A 15,990-nucleotide genomic window follows, 5' to 3' on the forward strand; every position below is an offset into this window, starting at 1 on the left:
GCGCGAAGGCCCGCCCCCTTTCGAGGGGGCGGGCCTTCGCCGTGCCGGCCCGTCAGGCCGCGCGGGTCACCGCCCGGCGAACTTCGCGCTCACCGAGTCGTACACGCCCTTGGCCACATCGCCCAGCCGCGGACCCGCCAGCCAGCCGAACTTGACCGGGCCGATCGAGGTGTTGGACACCAGAGCCGGCTTGCCGTCCGAACCCGTGGCCACCCAGCCGCCGCCCGAGGAACCGCCGGTCATGGTGCAGCCGATGCGGTACATGGTCGGGTCGGACTGCGCGACCGACAGCCGTCCCGGCTTGTCCGCGCACTGGTACAGCTTCTGGCCGTCGAACGGCGCCGCGGCCGGGTATCCGGTGGCCGTGATGCTCGACACCTGGGGCACGGCCGGAGCGTTGAAGTTCACCGGCAGCGCCGAACCCACCGTCTCCTCCAGTGACTTGCCGTTGCCGCCCTTCTCCGGCGTCACGTGCAGCACCGCGTAGTCGTACGAGGCTCCCTGGCCGCCCGTGGAACCGCCCTGCTCGATCCACTGGTCCGAGGTCTGCGCCCAGTCGCTCCACCAGACACCGTACGGAGTGACCTCCTGGCGCGGGGCGCTCTCCAGCTGCGCCTCCGTCCTGCCGGCGTCGTTGTACGAGGGCACGAAGGCGATGTTGCGGTACCAGCCGCCCTTCTTGCCGGCGTGCACACAGTGGCCCGCGGTCCACACGAGGTTGGACTTGCCCGGGTGCGCCGGGTCCTCGACCACCGTCGCCGAGCAGACCATCGTGCCCTCGGGGGCGTCGAAGAACACCTTGCCCGCCTCGGGCACGGCGGCGTGGTACGACGCCTTCACGGCCCGAGCCGTCACCGGGGCCGGTTCCGGGTCGGTGACGCCCTGGTCACCGGTGAGGTCGGCGTCGTCGACGCCCTTGTCCTTGTCCGGGTCGTCCGCGCCGCGCATGCGGGCCGGGTCCCAGAGGTCCTTGATGATCGGGTTGATGAAGTCGTCGGCCTGGCGCAGCCATTCGTCCTTGTCCCAGTTCTGCCAGGCGCCGTCCTTCCACTTGTCGACATCGATGCCGTGCTCTTTGAGCTTGTCCTTGATGTCGTCCGGGATCTGGATCTTTCCGTCACCGCCCTGGGACGCGGAGGCGGTCGGCTCACCGCTCGCCGTGTCGCTGCCCGAGTCGCAGGCGGTGGCCGTCAGCGTCAGCGCCGCGGCGAGGCCGACGGCGGCCAGGACGGGGGACGTTCTGCGGCGCGCGCTCCTGCCTCGACGGGTGGCGAAGGGCGGGCGTATGGATCGCATGGTGTAACTCCCCCTGGAATCATGGGAACGGTGCGGTGTGGTGCGTCTGCGGGTGCATGAGCGGCTCGTCCGGCGGGGCCGAACGGCATCACAGACTATGCGGTCGCCATGAGGGACACCCGACGGAACGGCAACGGTTCAGCTACGGGGGCGCTCCCGCGGTACCCGGCGGTCTCCGACGGAGAGCCACCGCGCGCGCCGCCGATCCACCCCGGCGAGGAACCGGCGAAGAAGCGGGTGAGGAACCTCGAATTCACCCGCTTCCCAACGCGACCGGCGTCGTTGGTACGTACGGGGGGCCTGCCGCCTGCGTCCGGACCCTCCTGCCAACTCGCCTCTGAACAGCGGGAGGACCTGAAGTCGTGGCCGTGACCGAGTCAGTGGTGGTGCCGGTAGAGGCGCCAGGGGCGTCCGAGGGGGCGCGGGACACCGGCGCCGAGGCGCCCGAGCGGGCGCGCGCCGCGCACGAAGGCATCCTGCGGCGCCAGTCGGCGCGCGAATCGGCGGCCCGCACCTACGCGCGCGCCCTTCCGATCGTTCCCGTACGGGCCCGCGGGCTGACGATCGAGGGTGCCGACGGGCGCCGCTATCTCGACTGCCTCTCCGGAGCCGGGACCCTGGCCCTCGGACACAACCACCCCGTCGTCCTGGAAGCGATCAGAAAGGTCCTCGACTCGGGCGCGCCCTTGCACGTCCTGGACCTCGCGACACCGGTCAAGGACGCCTTCACCACCGAGCTGTTCCGCACCCTCCCGCCGCGGTTCGCCGAGCGCGCGCGGGTCCAGTTCTGCGGACCGGCCGGGACGGACGCCGTGGAGGCCGCGTTCAAACTGGTGCGCGCGGCCACCGGCCGCACCGGCATGCTCGCGTTCACCGGCGCCTACCACGGGATGACCGCGGGAGCGCTGGAAGCGTCGGGCGGCGCGACCGACGTACGCGTCGCGCGCCTGCCCTATCCGCAGGACTACCGCTGCCCGTTCGGCATCGGCGGCGACCGAGGCGCCGAACTCGCCGCGCGCTGGACGGAGTCCCTCCTCGACGACACCAAGTCGGGCGTCCCGCTCCCCGCCGGGATGATCCTCGAGCCCGTCCAGGGCGAGGGCGGGGTCATTCCCGCGCCGGACGCCTGGACACGGCGGATGCGCGAGATCACACAGACCCGGAACATCCCGCTGATCGTGGACGAGGTCCAGACGGGTGTGGGCCGGACCGGCGCCTTCTGGGCGGTGGAACACAGCGGGATCACCCCGGATGTGATGGTGCTGTCCAAGGCCATCGGCGGCAGCCTGCCACTGGCCGTCATCGTCTACCGCGACGACCTCGACGTCTGGGAGCCCGGCGCCCACGCCGGCACCTTCCGCGGCAACCAACTGGCCATGGCCGCCGGCACGGCCACCCTGGCGTACGTCCGCGAGCACGGCCTCGCCGAACGCGCGGCGACCGTCGGGGCCCGCATGCTGGACCGGCTGCGCGCGCTCGCCACGGAGTTCCCCTGCGTCGGCGACGTTCGCGGCCGCGGTCTGATGATCGGCGTCGAACTCGTCGACCCCGAAGGGCCGCGGCGGCCCACGCCCGACGGCCCCACACCCGACGGCCCCCGCCCCGCCGCCCCCGAACTCGCCGCCGCCGTCCAGCGGGAGTGCCTGAGCCGGGGCCTGATCGTGGAACTCGGCGGCCGCCGGTCCAGCGTCGTACGGCTCCTGCCTCCCCTGACGATCAGCGACGAACAGGCGTCGGCCGTGCTCGACCGGCTCGCGGACGCGGTGAGCGCGGTGAGCGCCACGGCCCTGCGTGACCGGAGACCCGGGAGGGACGGGACACGGGGTGCCGCCTGTCCTGAGTGACGGCCCGGCCTCCTCCGCACCGGGCGTACGCGTTCCGGTGCGGCCCGCCGGAACACCCGCCCGAGGACACCGCGGACCCGGCGGACCAGGTCGGTGAGGAACCGGCCCGGCCCACCGCCCTCCCCGCCCCACCGACCGACCAGGAACGCCGAGCGCGCGACGCGCGCCGGTTCCGCCCCGGTCCCGTCGCCGCACGAGCCCGAACGACCCGCAAGGAACTTCTCGTGGACACCACTCCCGCATCCGACAGCCCTCCCTCCCCGTACGACAGCCCTCCCGTCCCGTACGAGCGAACGGCCGTCGGCACACCGGCCCCGTACGTGCCCGGACCGGAGTCCGTCCCCCGGCAGACGGAGGCGTCCCGGGCACCCGTACGGCCGGGCGGGGCCACCGTCGACCTGCTGGACCTCCTCGACCACCCCGACATCCGGACGGCGGCGCAGGCGGCGGCGGTCGAGAACCTGCTGCGCTGCTGGGTACGGGAGAACAACCTGGCCGCCCCTCACGACGGCACCCTGCGCATCCCCCTGCCGGCCAGCGGGGCGACCCTGCTCGTTCCCGTCCACCACTGGTCCCCCTCCGGCTGGCACCGCTTCGGGCTCCCCCTCCTCGCAGGAGCTCCCGCACAGGCACCGGCCGTCGACGCGGTGACCGTGGCGGCCCTCTTCGCACGGCAGACGGCCCCCGGAGCACCGGCCGCGGAAACGCGTCTCCCGGCACCCCCGGCACCCCGCGGCGAACCGGCGGCAGCCGTGCCGGGCGAAGCGGACGCCCGGGACGCGGACAGCCCGGCCGGTGAAGGCGCCGACCTCGTCGGCCGCGTCGCCGACTCGGTCCGGCGCACCGCCGTGTTCATCAGGGACCGCAGGGAGCACCCGGCCGACCCGCCCGACCTCTTCCTCGCCGCGGAACAGGCACTCCTCCTCGGCCACCCCCTGCACCCGACACCGAAGGGCCGCGACGGCCTCTCCGACGCGGAGGGCAGGCTCTACTCACCCGAGCTGCGCGGCTCCTTCCCCCTGCACTGGATGGCGGTCGCCCCCTCGGTACTGGCCTCCGACTCGGCCTGGACGGAACGCGGCCGCCCCGTGCCGGCGGAGCAGCTGACCATGCGGCTGGCCGGTGCCGGTCTGGAGCTCCCCGAGGGCTACGCCGCCGTCCTGCCCCTGCACCCCTGGCAGATGCGCGAGGTCCGGCACCGCCCCGGGACCGCGGCCCTGCTGGATGCCGGACTGCTCCGCGACCTAGGTCCGCAGGGCACCCCATGGCACCCCACCTCCTCCGTCCGCACGGTCTACCGCTCCGGTGCCCCCGCGATGCTGAAACTGTCGCTGGGCCTGCGCATCACCAACTCCCGTCGGGAGAACCTCCGCAAGGAACTCCACCGCGGGGCGGAGGTCCACCGGCTGTTGCGCGGCGGCCTGTTCGAGCAGTGGCACTCCGTCCACCCCGGCTTCGACATCGTCCGCGACCCGTCCTGGCTCGCCGTCGACGACCGGGACGGCAACCCGCTTCCCGGGCTCGACGTGATGATCCGCCACAACCCGTTCCGGCCCACGGACGACGTCGGCTGTGTCGCGGGGCTGGTCTCACCCCGGCCCTACGCGCGACTGGGCACGCACAACCCGGCCGAGCGCGGCCCCTTCATGCGCTCCCGGCTCACCGAGATCGTCACCGGGCTCGCGGGCCGGACCGGCCGCCCGCGCGGCGCCGTCGCCACCGAATGGTTCCTGCGCTACCTCGAACAGGTCGTACGGCCCGTGCTCTGGCTGGACAGCGAGGCGGGCATCGCGCTGGAGGCGCACCAGCAGAACACCCTGCTCCTGCTGGACGCGGACGGATGGCCCACCGGCGGCCGCTACCGCGACAACCAGGGCTACTACTTCCGCGCGTCCCGGCGAGCGGAACTCGACCACCGGCTGCCCGGCATCGGGGCGCACAGCGACACCTTCGTCTCCGACGAGGTCACCGACGAACGCTTCGCCTACTATCTGGCGATCAACAACGTGTGCGGCCTCATCGGAGCCTTCGGCTCCCAACGGCTCGCCGACGAAAGCCTGTTGCTCGCCGCGTTCCGGCGCTTCCTCGGCGGCGTGGCCACCGGCCCGGCCCGGCTGCGCACGCCGCTGCCCGCCCTGCTGCTCGACTCACCCGTCCTGCGCTGCAAGGCCAACCTGCTCACCCGGCTGCACGGCCTCGACGAGCTCGTCGGTCCCGTCGACACCCAGTCCGTCTACGTCACCATCACCAACCCCCTTCATTCCTGAGGGGCTTGGCCCATCCCGTCTCCCGAGAGGAGCGTCGTCGTGCCTCCCACCGACGAGAGCACCGACGCCGGCACCGCCCGCGCCGCCCGAGGATCCGCGCCGGGATCCCGCGCGGGCACGGGCTTCGACCCCGGCGCCGACACGGACTGCGAGGACACGCTCGACCTGCGCCTTTCGGACGAGCTGATCGCACTGTTCGCCGGGGACACCGGCTCTCGGGAGGAGGCCCCGGACGCGGACGATCTGCTCGACCGGGTCGGCGGCTGGGGGCCGGTCAGGACGATCGCGGGCGCCCTCCACCTCGTCCCGGTGCGCGCCGGCCGCGATCTGGCTCTCGTCCACCGCTGGATGAACGACCCCGCCGTCGCCGAGTTCTGGGAGCTGGCGGGGCCCGAGGCCGTGGTCGAGGAACACGTGCTCCGCCAGCTCGACGGCGACGGACGCAGCGTCCCGTGCATCGGGGTGCTCAACGGCCTCCCGATGAGCTACTGGGAGATCTACCGCGCGGATCTCGACCCCCTGGCACGCCACTACCCCGCCCGGCCCCACGACACCGGGATCCACCTCCTCATCGGCGGTGTCGCCGACCGAGGGCGAGGTCTCGGCTCCACCCTGCTCAGAGCCGTCGCCGACCACGTGCTCGACAGGCGCCCCTCGTGCGCCCGGGTCGTCGCGGAACCCGACCTCCGCAACACCCCCTCCGTGTCCGCGTTTCTGAGCGCGGGCTTCCGGTTCTCGGCCGAGGTCGATCTGCCCGGCAAAAGGGGGGCTCTCATGATCCGGGACCGGTCCTTGCGCGATCTGCTGTAGAGCCGTCGCTCTCGGCCCGCCGGGCGACCTGGAGCAGAACCGTCGCTCTCGGTTCGCCGGTCCGTCCCTGTGGAGCCGTGGAGCCGTGGTTCGCGGGCCACCGGCCGCCCATCGACCGCTCGTCCCGATCCGGTCCCCGTCGAGGAGTCTTTGTGCCCCACCCATCCGTCGCCCCGGACGCCCGGGAGACGCCCGCCTTGATCACGGCGTCGGTTCCCGCCTTGATCGCTCGGTTGTCAGTGGCGCCCCGTAGGCTGGCAGCGCTATGACAAAGCCCTCACTCCCCGAACTCCTGCATGCTGCCGTCACCGCTGTCGGCGGCACGGAGCGCCCCGGCCAGGTGACGATGGCCGAATCCGTCGCCGCCGCCATCGACGACAGCTCCCACCTGCTGATCCAGGCGGGCACCGGCACCGGAAAGTCGCTCGGCTACCTGGTGCCCGCGCTCGCGCACGGTGAGCGGGTGGTCGTGGCGACCGCCACCCTGGCGCTCCAGCGCCAGCTCGTGGAGCGGGACCTGCCGCGCACCGTCGACGCGCTGCACCCGCTGCTGCGGCGCCGCCCAGAGTTCGCGATGCTGAAGGGCCGGTCGAACTACCTGTGCCTGCACCGCCTGCACGAGGGCGTGCCGCAGGACGAGGAAGAGGGCCTCTTCGACCCGTTCGAGGCGGCCGCGCCCACCAGCAAGCTGGGACAGGACCTGCTGCGGCTGCGCGACTGGTCGGACGAGACCGAGACCGGTGACCGGGACGACCTCACACCCGGTGTCTCCGACCGTGCCTGGGGCCAGGTGTCGGTGTCCTCCCGGGAGTGCCTCGGCGCCACGAAGTGCGCCTACGGAGCGGAGTGCTTCGCCGAGATGGCCCGCGAGCGGGCCAAGCTCGCCGAGGTCGTCGTCACCAACCACGCCCTGCTCGCGATCGACGCCATCGAGGGCGCTCCGGTCCTGCCGCAGCACGAGGTGCTGATCGTCGACGAGGCCCACGAACTGGTCTCCCGGGTCACCGGCGTCGCCACCGGCGAGCTCACACCGGGGCAGGTCAACCGTGCCGTCCGCCGCTCCGCGAAGCTCGTCAACGAAAAGGCGGCCGACCAGCTCCAGTCCGCCGCCGAGGGCTTCGAGCGCCTGATGGAGCTGGCCCTGCCGGGCCGCCTGGAGGAGATCCCCGAGGACCTCGGGTACGCGCTGATGGCGCTGCGCGACGCCGCACGCACGGTGATCACCGCCCTCGGGTCCACCCGCGACAAGTCCGTCCAGGACGAGGACGCCGTACGCAAGCAGGCACTGGCGTCCGTGGAATCCGTGCACGCCGTGGCGGAGCGCATCGCCAACGGCTCCGAATGGGACGTCGTCTGGTACGAGCGGCATGACCGCTTCGGAGCCTCGCTCCGGGTCGCTCCGATGAACGTGTCCGGGCTCCTCAGGGAAAAGCTGTTCGCCGACCGCTCGGTCGTCCTGACGTCCGCGACCCTCAAGCTCGGCGGCGACTTCAACGGCGTGGGAGCGTCGATGGGGCTCGCCCCCGAAGGCACCGAGGGCGAGGACGTCCCTCAGTGGAAGGGCGTCGACGTCGGCTCGCCCTTCGACTACCCCCGGCAGGGCATCCTGTACGTCGCCCGGCATCTCTCCCGCCCCGCGCGGGACGCCGATCGCGGGGACATGCTCGACGAGCTCACCGAGCTGATCCAGGCCGCCGGCGGTCGCACGCTCGGTCTGTTCTCCTCGATGCGCGCGGCCCAGCTCGCGGCGGAGGAACTGCGCACCCGCATCCCCGAGTACCCGATCCTGCTCCAGGGCGAGGAGACGCTCGGCGAGCTGATCAAGAACTTCGCGGCCGATCCGAAGACCTGTCTGTTCGGCACGCTCTCGCTCTGGCAGGGCGTGGACGTGCCGGGCTCCAGCTGTCAGCTGGTCGTCATGGACAAGATCCCCTTCCCCCGCCCCGACGACCCGCTGATGAGCGCACGCCAGAAAGCGGTAGAGGAGAACGGGGGGAACGGTTTCATGGCCGTCGCCGCCACCCACGCCGCGCTCCTCATGGCCCAGGGCGCCGGGCGTCTCGTCCGGGCCTCCGGAGACCGGGGGGTGGTCGCGGTGCTGGACCAGCGTCTGGCCACGGCCCGCTACGGCAGCTACCTGAAGGCCTCGCTCCCCGACTTCTGGTACACCACCGACCCGAACCAGGTCCGTAGATCCCTCGCGGCGATCGACGAGAAAGCCCGGATGGCCGAGGAGTCCGCGGGGAAGGCCGACGACGCGGCAGGCCAGGCGGACGAGACCGAGGCGGTCGAGGCGGAGGACGCGTAGCGCACCTCCACGAGTCCGTCCGGCCGCCGGGCGACCGGACGGACCGGCGAGCGAACGAACAGGACCCCGGAACCGGCGCAGTTGGTTCCGGGGTCCGGTCAGGGGCGGGGGCGGCGGACCGCCCGTCGCGGTGTCACACCCGGCGCAGCACGGCGACGACCTTTCCGAGGATGGTCGCCTCGTCACCGGGGATCGGCTGGTACGCCGAGTTGTGCGGCAGCAGCCACACGTGTCCGTCCTCGCGCTTGAACCGCTTCACCGTGGCTTCGCCGTCCAGCATCGCGGCGACGATGTCGCCGTTCTCGGCGACCGGCTGGCGGCGGACCGTCACCCAGTCCCCGTCGCAGATGGCGGCCTCGATCATCGAGTCACCGACGACCTTCAGGACGAACAGCTCCCCGTCGCCGACGAGCTGGCGGGGGAGGGGGAAGACGTCCTCCACCGACTCCTCGGCGAGGATCGGGCCACCGGCGGCGATACGGCCGACGAGCGGAACGTAGGACGCGGCCGGCTTGCCCGCCGTGTCCGTCGGCTGCACCGACGACTGGTCGGACCCCCGTACCTCGTACGCGCGCGGGCGGTGCGGGTCTCGCCGCAGGAAGCCCTTGCGCTCCAATGCCATCAGCTGGTGTGCGACGGAGGAGGTGCTGGAGAGGCCGACGGCCTGCCCGATCTCCCGCATCGACGGCGGGTAGCCGCGCCGCTGCACGGAGTCCCGGATCACCTCGATCACCCGGCGCTGCCGGTCCGTGAGTCCCGAGCTGTCGGCCCGGATGCCTGGAGGTCGGCCAGGCAGGGAGCGCTTTGGCCCCTCATGATTCGCGGCTTCGTTCATCACATGCACCGGCTCGAGTCGGCCCTGGGAGCGGTCCTGGGCGGTGATGGTGGCGCTGTCTGCGGTGGTGGTCACGTCGGCCCCTCTCGATGGTCTCCCTGCTGGACAACGGTAGTTGCTTTCGAAAGGTTGCGCCAAACACACGTTCGAGTGAAAAAAAGCGAATTGCCTGACGTAGGTATGTGTCTGGGTGTATGGCTGGGCGATGCGACTGACGGGCAAAAGGGTCCATTGCTGTACCCTTCACCGCCGTGGGCGGCGGCCGCGCCGACCGGCCCGGGCCGCCGTCCAGTCTGCCACCCGATGGCCGGCAGGCCGGGAACCGGACCTCTTTCCGTGTGCCGACCACGCTATCCCCGTGTGTCCGGGATGGGTATGCCTGTGCGGCACGTGCCCTTACGTGTACGACACGCGGGTCGTGGGCGATTTCGCGAGTCGATCCCCACATCTAGTGGTTGGATTGCGGAGGCATCCCAGAAGTTGTGGTCCCCCGGGTCTCCGGACCCCCGGGCATCGCCTATGCTTGAGGCTGCTTCGAGGGGCCGGTGAGGCCCCGCGAGGTTCCTGAGTCGTGCTGTGAAGGAGGGTTGGAGCCATGCACTGCCCCTTCTGCAGGCACCCGGACAGCCGCGTCGTCGACAGTCGTACGACCGACGACGGCACGTCGATCCGCAGGCGCCGCCAGTGCCCCGACTGCTCCCGTCGTTTCACGACCGTGGAGACGTGCTCGCTGATGGTGGTGAAGCGCTCCGGCGTGACCGAGCCCTTCAGCCGCATCAAGGTCATCAACGGTGTGCGCAAGGCCTGCCAGGGGCGGCCCGTCACCGAGGACGCGCTCGCCCAGCTCGGCCAGCGGGTCGAAGAGGCCGTGCGAGCCACCGGAAGCGCCGAGCTGACCACCCACGACGTGGGGCTGGCCATACTCGGACCCTTGCAGGAACTCGACCTCGTGGCCTACATGAGGTTCGCGTCCGTGTACCGGGCCTTCGACTCGCTCGACGACTTCGAAGCCGCCATCGCGGAACTCAGGCAGGTGAATCAGCGCCCCGCCGCGGACGACGACGTCCCGGACGCGGTGTGCCAGGAGACCGATCACGGGCAGGGCGGAACCGCTGAGGTTCCCGTGCCCGCCACCGCCGCCGACTGACCGCGGACCGGACCCTTCGGGGCGTCCGGGCCCGCCCGCGGGCGGCGACCACAGACTTGCAGCGCACGGCCGTACCAGCGGTGTGCGCGGCATCAGACACAGACCGTGCCACGGGAAGTTCGCGGCACTTCAGCGCGTTTTAGCCTGTTACAGGGAGGCGGCATGACAGAGACGGCGAGCGGTCCGGCACGAGGTTCCCGCGCGAAGAGCGGAGCCAAGGCCAGCAAGGGACTGCGCATCGAGCGCATTCACACCACCCCCGGCGTGCACCCGTACGACGAGGTGGAGTGGGAGCGCCGTGACGTCGTCATGACCAACTGGCGCGACGGCTCGGTCAACTTCGAGCAGCGTGGCGTCGAGTTCCCCGGCTTCTGGTCGGTGAACGCGGTCAACATCGTCACCAGCAAGTACTTCCGCGGTGCCGTCGGCACCCCGCAGCGCGAGGTGAGCCTCAAGCAGCTCATCGACCGCATCGTGAAGACGTACCGGAAGGCCGGCGAGGACTTCAGGTACTTCGCCTCGCCCGCCGACGCCGAGATCTTCGAGCACGAGCTGGCGTACGCCCTCCTGCACCAGATCTTCAGCTTCAACAGCCCTGTCTGGTTCAACGTCGGGACTCCCCAGCCCCAGCAGGTCTCCGCCTGCTTCATCCTGGCCGTCGACGACTCCATGGAGTCGATCCTCGACTGGTACAAGGAAGAGGGCATGATCTTCAAGGGCGGCTCCGGCGCCGGCCTGAACCTCTCCCGCATCCGCTCCTCCAAGGAGCTCCTCTCCTCGGGCGGCAACGCCTCGGGTCCCGTCTCCTTCATGCGCGGTGCCGACGCCTCCGCAGGAACGATCAAGTCGGGCGGCGCCACCCGCCGCGCGGCCAAGATGGTCATCCTCGACGTCGACCACCCCGACATCGAGGACTTCATCCAGACCAAGGTCAAGGAAGAGGAGAAGATCCGCGCCCTGCGTGACGCGGGCTTCGACATGGACCTGGGCGGCGACGACATCACGTCCGTCCAGTACCAGAACGCCAACAACTCGGTCCGCGTGAACGACACGTTCATGAAGGCGGTCGAGGAGGGCGGCACGTTCGGCCTCACCTCGCGCATGACCGGCGAGGTCATCGAGGAGATCGACGCCAAGTCGCTCTTCCGCAAGATGGCCGAGGCCGCCTGGGCCTGCGCCGACCCGGGCATCCAGTACGACGACACGATCAACCACTGGCACACGTGCCCGGAGTCCGGTCGTATCAACGGCTCGAACCCGTGCAGCGAGTACATGCACCTGGACAACACGTCCTGCAACCTCGCCTCGCTGAACCTGATGAAGTTCCTGAAGGACGACGGCAAGGGCCACCAGTCCTTCGACGTCGAGCGCTTCGCCCAGGTCGTCGAGCTGGTCATCACCGCGATGGACATCTCCATCTGCTTCGCCGACTTCCCGACCGAGAAGATCGGCGAGAACACCCGCGCCTTCCGTCAGCTCGGCATCGGCTACGCCAACCTCGGCGCCCTCCTGATGGCGACCGGCCACGCGTACGACTCCGACGGCGGCCGCGCGCTCGCCGGCGCCATCACCTCCCTGATGACCGGCAGGTCGTACAAGCGCTCCGCCGAGCTCGCCGCGGTCGTCGGTCCGTACGACGGCTACGCCCGCAACGCGCAGTCCCACCAGCGCGTCATGAAGCAGCACGCCGACGCCAACACCGCGGCCGTCCGCGTGGACGACCTGGACACCCCGATCTGGGCCGCCGCCACGGAGGCCTGGCAGGACGTGATCCGCCTCGGCGAGAAGAACGGCTTCCGCAACGCGCAGGCCTCCGTCATCGCGCCGACCGGCACCATCGGTCTCGCGATGTCCTGCGACACCACCGGCCTCGAGCCCGACCTCGCGCTGGTCAAGTTCAAGAAGCTGGTCGGCGGCGGCTCGATGCAGATCGTCAACGGCACCGTGCCGCAGGCCCTGCGCCGCCTGGGTTACCAGGAGGAGCAGATCGAGGCGGTCGTCGCCCACATCGCCGAGCACGGCAATGTCGTCGACGCCCCCGGCCTCAAGCACGAGCACTACGAGGTCTTCGACTGCGCCATGGGCGAGCGTTCCATCTCCGCGATGGGCCACGTCCGCATGATGGCCGCGATCCAGCCGTGGATCTCCGGCGCGCTCTCCAAGACGGTCAACCTGCCGGAGACGGCGACCGTCGAGGACGTCGAAGAGGTCTACTTCGAGGCGTGGAAGATGGGCGTCAAGGCGCTCGCGATCTACCGCGACAACTGCAAGGTCGGCCAGCCCCTCTCCGCCAAGACCAAGGAGAAGGAGAAGGCCGAGGTCACGGCCAAGGCCGAGGACACCATCCGTACCGCGGTCGAGAAGGTCGTCGAGTACCGCCCGGTCCGCAAGCGTCTGCCCAAGGGCCGTCCCGGCATCACCACGTCCTTCACGGTCGGCGGCGCCGAGGGCTACATGACCGCCAACTCCTACCCCGACGACGGTCTCGGCGAGGTCTTCCTCAAGATGTCGAAGCAGGGCTCCACCCTCGCGGGCATGATGGACGCCTTCTCGATCGCCGTCTCGGTGGGTCTGCAGTACGGCGTGCCGCTGGAGACGTACGTCTCGAAGTTCACGAACATGCGCTTCGAGCCGGCCGGCATGACGGACGACCCGGACGTGCGGATGGCGCAGTCGATCGTCGACTACATCTTCCGCCGCCTGGCGCTGGACTTCCTGCCCTTCGAGACGCGCTCCGCGCTCGGCATCCACTCCGCCGAGGAGCGTCAGCGTCACCTGGAGACGGGTTCCTACGAGCCCTCCGAGGACGAGCTCGACGTCGAGGGCCTGGCCCAGTCCGCGCCCCTGGCGCAGGAGCTGAAGGCCGTCGCCGTCCCCAAGGCCGAGGCCGTCGTGGCGGAGCCCGCCCCGAAGCAGGTCCGCACCAGCGCCGAACTGGTGGAGATGCAGCTGGGCATCCAGGCCGACGCCCCGCTCTGCTTCTCCTGCGGCACGAAGATGCAGCGGGCCGGGTCCTGCTACATCTGCGAGGGCTGCGGTTCGACGAGCGGCTGCAGCTGACACCGGGCGCCGGTCCGGCGAACGGTCGCGGCTGACACCGGGCGTCCTTCGGGCGTGAACAGCTGATCAGGGCGGTGGAGCGGGCAGTCGGCTCCACCGCCCTCGGCGTTGCCGTCGGGGGGTGCCACCGCGCCCGGCGGCGGGCCCGCCGTGTGCGCGCCCACCCGTCCGGCGGCGGGCCCGTCGTGCGCGCCGCCTCCCGGTGTCCCGGGTGCCGCGCGGTGATGGCCCATGACCCGGCCGAATTCGCCTTTCATACGAAACGATCAACGGTTAGTCTCCCTCCGCGCGCATGGAGCGCGACGGGGAGGCGGGGGACATGGCTGACAAGGCTGCCGGATCGAGAAGAGGCCTGAACACGGGGGTCCAGGCCGTCGCGGCGGTGGTGCTGGTCGCGGGCGTCACGGGGGGCATATGGGGGGTTTCGCGGGTCCTTCCGAACAACAACGGCACCGACGACCCGGCCAGGTGCTCCGACCGGCTCGGCACCCCACCGCCGAAGCGCGTCTCCGGTGAGCAGCTGTGCCAGGCGCTCAACCGCGCGGACCTGCCGGCCCTCCTCGGGACGCCCGACGAGCACGCGCGGACGGCCGACGGCGACGACAGCTGGATCACCCTCGACGGCGGCACCAAGATCGCCAGCCCTGAAGCGAACGTCACGCTGAAGACGTACTCCGTGAAGCTGTCGGCCTCGGACGACCGGCTCTCCGTCGCCCAGGGCCTGGATCTGCTGCCGAAAGCGGAGCCGAGGCAGATCCTGGGTCACCCGGCGGTCCTCTACTCGGACCGGACGATCGCCCTCGGCTTCGGCGGGGGCAAGGCCGAGAGCGGCCCCGGCGGCGTCGCCCGCAGTCTGCTGGTCGCCAGGGACGCCGAGGGGGGCGGCGGGTCGTTCGAGATCTCCGTCTGGCGTCAGGACGATGTGGCGCCCGACGACGCGGCGCTGTTCCGCGTCGCCGAGCTGGTGCTGCCGACGGTCCCGGGCTGGAAGAGCGGCTGAACACCCGCTGCCGGACAGGCCCCCGGGCGGGTCCGGGACCGACGGCCGGCACGGCGCGGACAGGAGGACACCGGGCCGTGCCTCACGCCTCCTGCGGGCTGCCCATGACCCGCGCGAAGGTCGCCGGATCGGTGTCGTAGCCGTGGATGCCCGGGTGGAACGTCCATTCCCCGGAGTGGTCGCGGACGAACTCCCCGATGGTCGCCGCCGTCGAGCCCAGGACGTCGCCGAAGTCGCCCTGCGTCAGGACGGTGTAGCCCTCACGCAGGCGGAAAGCGGGGTTGAGGACACCGACGAAGGTCCGGGCCTCGGTGCGCTGCTGGATGAGGACACCGACGACCACGCGCCCGTAACGGCTGTCCAGGCGCTCGAGTTCCAGGGTCATGACCTCGTCCCAGCCGAAGCCCTTGCCGTCCTTGCTGTCGCGGTTCAGATAGATGGTGCCGTCCGGAGAACGGTTGCCGAAATACACTACGTAGTCCGGGTTTCCGCGTGGCGCGGACGCCAGATACGTCGCCGCGACGATGTCGAGATCGGTCGCGGGCTCACCCGTGGGACTGGGATCCCATTTGACCGCCAACTCGGCTTTGCGGATTCCCTTGTTGAGACCGTTCACCGGATGTCCCCTCCCCGTTCCTCAACAATGGCCAAACCAACTCCCCTGAGAGTAGGGCCGGTTGTCCATCGTGCCACGCACACCGGGACGTGCGCCCGGATCCACTCCGCCCGAGCGTGACCGGCGCCACGTTCCGGGGCCTTACGATGGCGCGGTGCTGGTCAAGTGGATTCGCTGCACCGTGGTCGACCGCCGCGGTTTCGAACGGGGGCAGCGAAAGTGGGCGGGGCTTCTGGGAGAGCCGGGATTCCGGGGACAGGGGGGAGGGTGGAGCGCGGGGCGGTCCGGCGTCGCTCACATCTTCTCCTTCTGGGAGAGCCGCGCCTTCTACGACTCCTTCATGGCCCGGTCCCATGACCGGCTCGCCGCGTCGCAGTCGGGCACTTTCAAGGACTCCCAGGTCAAGCTGTTCGACTACCGCTTCGACGTGAAGACGGGCTTCGAGCCGCGCTTCACGGACTCCGACGTGGTCCGGGTCGCGCACTGCCGTGTCCACGAGGAGCGCGCGGAGCACTTCGCACTCATGCAGGAGAAGGTCTGGAACCCCGCGATGGCCGGTTCACCCGGCATGATCCGGGGCATGTTCGGCGAGGCGCCCGGCAGCGAGTTCCTGGTCCTGTCCATGTGGCGGTCGGCCGCCGAGCACGGCAAATACCGCGCCGAGCGGCTGGAGAGGCTCGCGCTGCGCGCCCAGCTGGACGCCGACATAGCCGCTCTCGCGGGGGACGTCGTACAGCTGGAACCCGGCTGGATCGTCTGACGGGGCCTCCCCTTCGGGCGAACTGATGTGCGGGAACGGTGTGACCT

11 protein-coding genes are annotated in these 15,990 nt (G+C 70.9%); 8 read left to right on the forward strand and 3 right to left on the reverse strand.

What is annotated here, in order from left to right:
- Positions 1–66: 66 nt before the first annotated feature.
- Complete coding sequence (locus ACFYW9_RS15530; protein WP_351868155.1) at positions 67–1,296, reverse strand: hypothetical protein; 1,230 nt, start codon at positions 1,294–1,296, stop codon at positions 67–69.
- A 386-nt stretch (positions 1,297–1,682) separates the two neighbouring features.
- Between ACFYW9_RS15530 and ACFYW9_RS15535 the strand changes: the two genes are divergently transcribed.
- The 4 genes from ACFYW9_RS15535 to ACFYW9_RS15550 all read left to right on the forward strand — a co-directional run bounded on the left by ACFYW9_RS15535 (position 1,683) and on the right by ACFYW9_RS15550 (position 8,525).
- Positions 1,683–3,140 carry a diaminobutyrate--2-oxoglutarate transaminase family protein gene (locus ACFYW9_RS15535; RefSeq protein WP_389150111.1) on the forward strand — a complete coding sequence of 486 codons (1,458 nt, stop codon included), beginning with the start codon at positions 1,683–1,685 and terminating at the stop codon, positions 3,138–3,140.
- A 320-nt stretch (positions 3,141–3,460) separates the two neighbouring features.
- The gene (locus tag ACFYW9_RS15540) at positions 3,461–5,407 is read left to right on the forward strand and encodes an IucA/IucC family protein (protein WP_389150114.1); all 1,947 of its coding nucleotides are present in this window, start codon (positions 3,461–3,463) and stop codon (positions 5,405–5,407) included.
- A gap of 39 nt (positions 5,408–5,446) precedes the next feature.
- Entirely contained in the window at positions 5,447–6,217 is a 771-nt protein-coding gene (locus tag ACFYW9_RS15545; protein WP_389149768.1) for a GNAT family N-acetyltransferase, read from the forward strand.
- Positions 6,218–6,482: 265 nt separating this feature from the next.
- Entirely contained in the window at positions 6,483–8,525 is a 2,043-nt protein-coding gene (locus tag ACFYW9_RS15550) for an ATP-dependent DNA helicase (RefSeq protein ID WP_389149771.1), read from the forward strand.
- Between the two features lie 133 nt (positions 8,526–8,658).
- Here ACFYW9_RS15550 and lexA read toward each other — a convergent pair whose 3' ends face one another.
- Positions 8,659–9,435, reverse strand: a complete 777-nt coding sequence (lexA, locus tag ACFYW9_RS15555; RefSeq protein WP_103549644.1) for a transcriptional repressor LexA — start codon at positions 9,433–9,435, stop codon at positions 8,659–8,661.
- A gap of 520 nt (positions 9,436–9,955) precedes the next feature.
- On the opposite strand from lexA, the gene nrdR reads away from it, so the two are divergent.
- The 3 genes from nrdR to ACFYW9_RS15570 all read left to right on the forward strand — a co-directional run bounded on the left by nrdR (position 9,956) and on the right by ACFYW9_RS15570 (position 14,567).
- Positions 9,956–10,507: a transcriptional regulator NrdR gene (gene nrdR, locus ACFYW9_RS15560; protein ID WP_389149776.1), complete on the forward strand. Its 552-nt coding sequence runs from the start codon at positions 9,956–9,958 to the stop codon at positions 10,505–10,507.
- Between the two features lie 162 nt (positions 10,508–10,669).
- The gene (locus ACFYW9_RS15565) at positions 10,670–13,567 is read left to right on the forward strand and encodes a vitamin B12-dependent ribonucleotide reductase (RefSeq protein WP_389149779.1); all 2,898 of its coding nucleotides are present in this window, start codon (positions 10,670–10,672) and stop codon (positions 13,565–13,567) included.
- Positions 13,568–13,886: 319 nt separating this feature from the next.
- A complete protein-coding gene (locus ACFYW9_RS15570; protein ID WP_389149782.1) occupies positions 13,887–14,567 on the forward strand; it encodes a DUF6215 domain-containing protein in 681 nt (226 codons plus the stop codon).
- A gap of 82 nt (positions 14,568–14,649) precedes the next feature.
- On the opposite strand, the gene ACFYW9_RS15575 is transcribed toward ACFYW9_RS15570, so the two are convergent.
- Positions 14,650–15,183, reverse strand: a complete 534-nt coding sequence (locus tag ACFYW9_RS15575) for a TerD family protein (protein WP_351868171.1) — start codon at positions 15,181–15,183, stop codon at positions 14,650–14,652.
- A 154-nt stretch (positions 15,184–15,337) separates the two neighbouring features.
- Here ACFYW9_RS15575 and ACFYW9_RS15580 point away from each other — a divergent pair, with 154 nt between their 5' ends.
- Positions 15,338–15,943: a YdbC family protein gene (locus tag ACFYW9_RS15580; RefSeq protein ID WP_326785093.1), complete on the forward strand. Its 606-nt coding sequence runs from the start codon at positions 15,338–15,340 to the stop codon at positions 15,941–15,943.
- Positions 15,944–15,990: the final 47 nt, after the last annotated feature.

Source organism: Streptomyces sp. NPDC002698 (genome assembly GCF_042888945.1).
Lineage (GTDB): Bacteria > Actinomycetota > Actinomycetes > Streptomycetales > Streptomycetaceae > Streptomyces.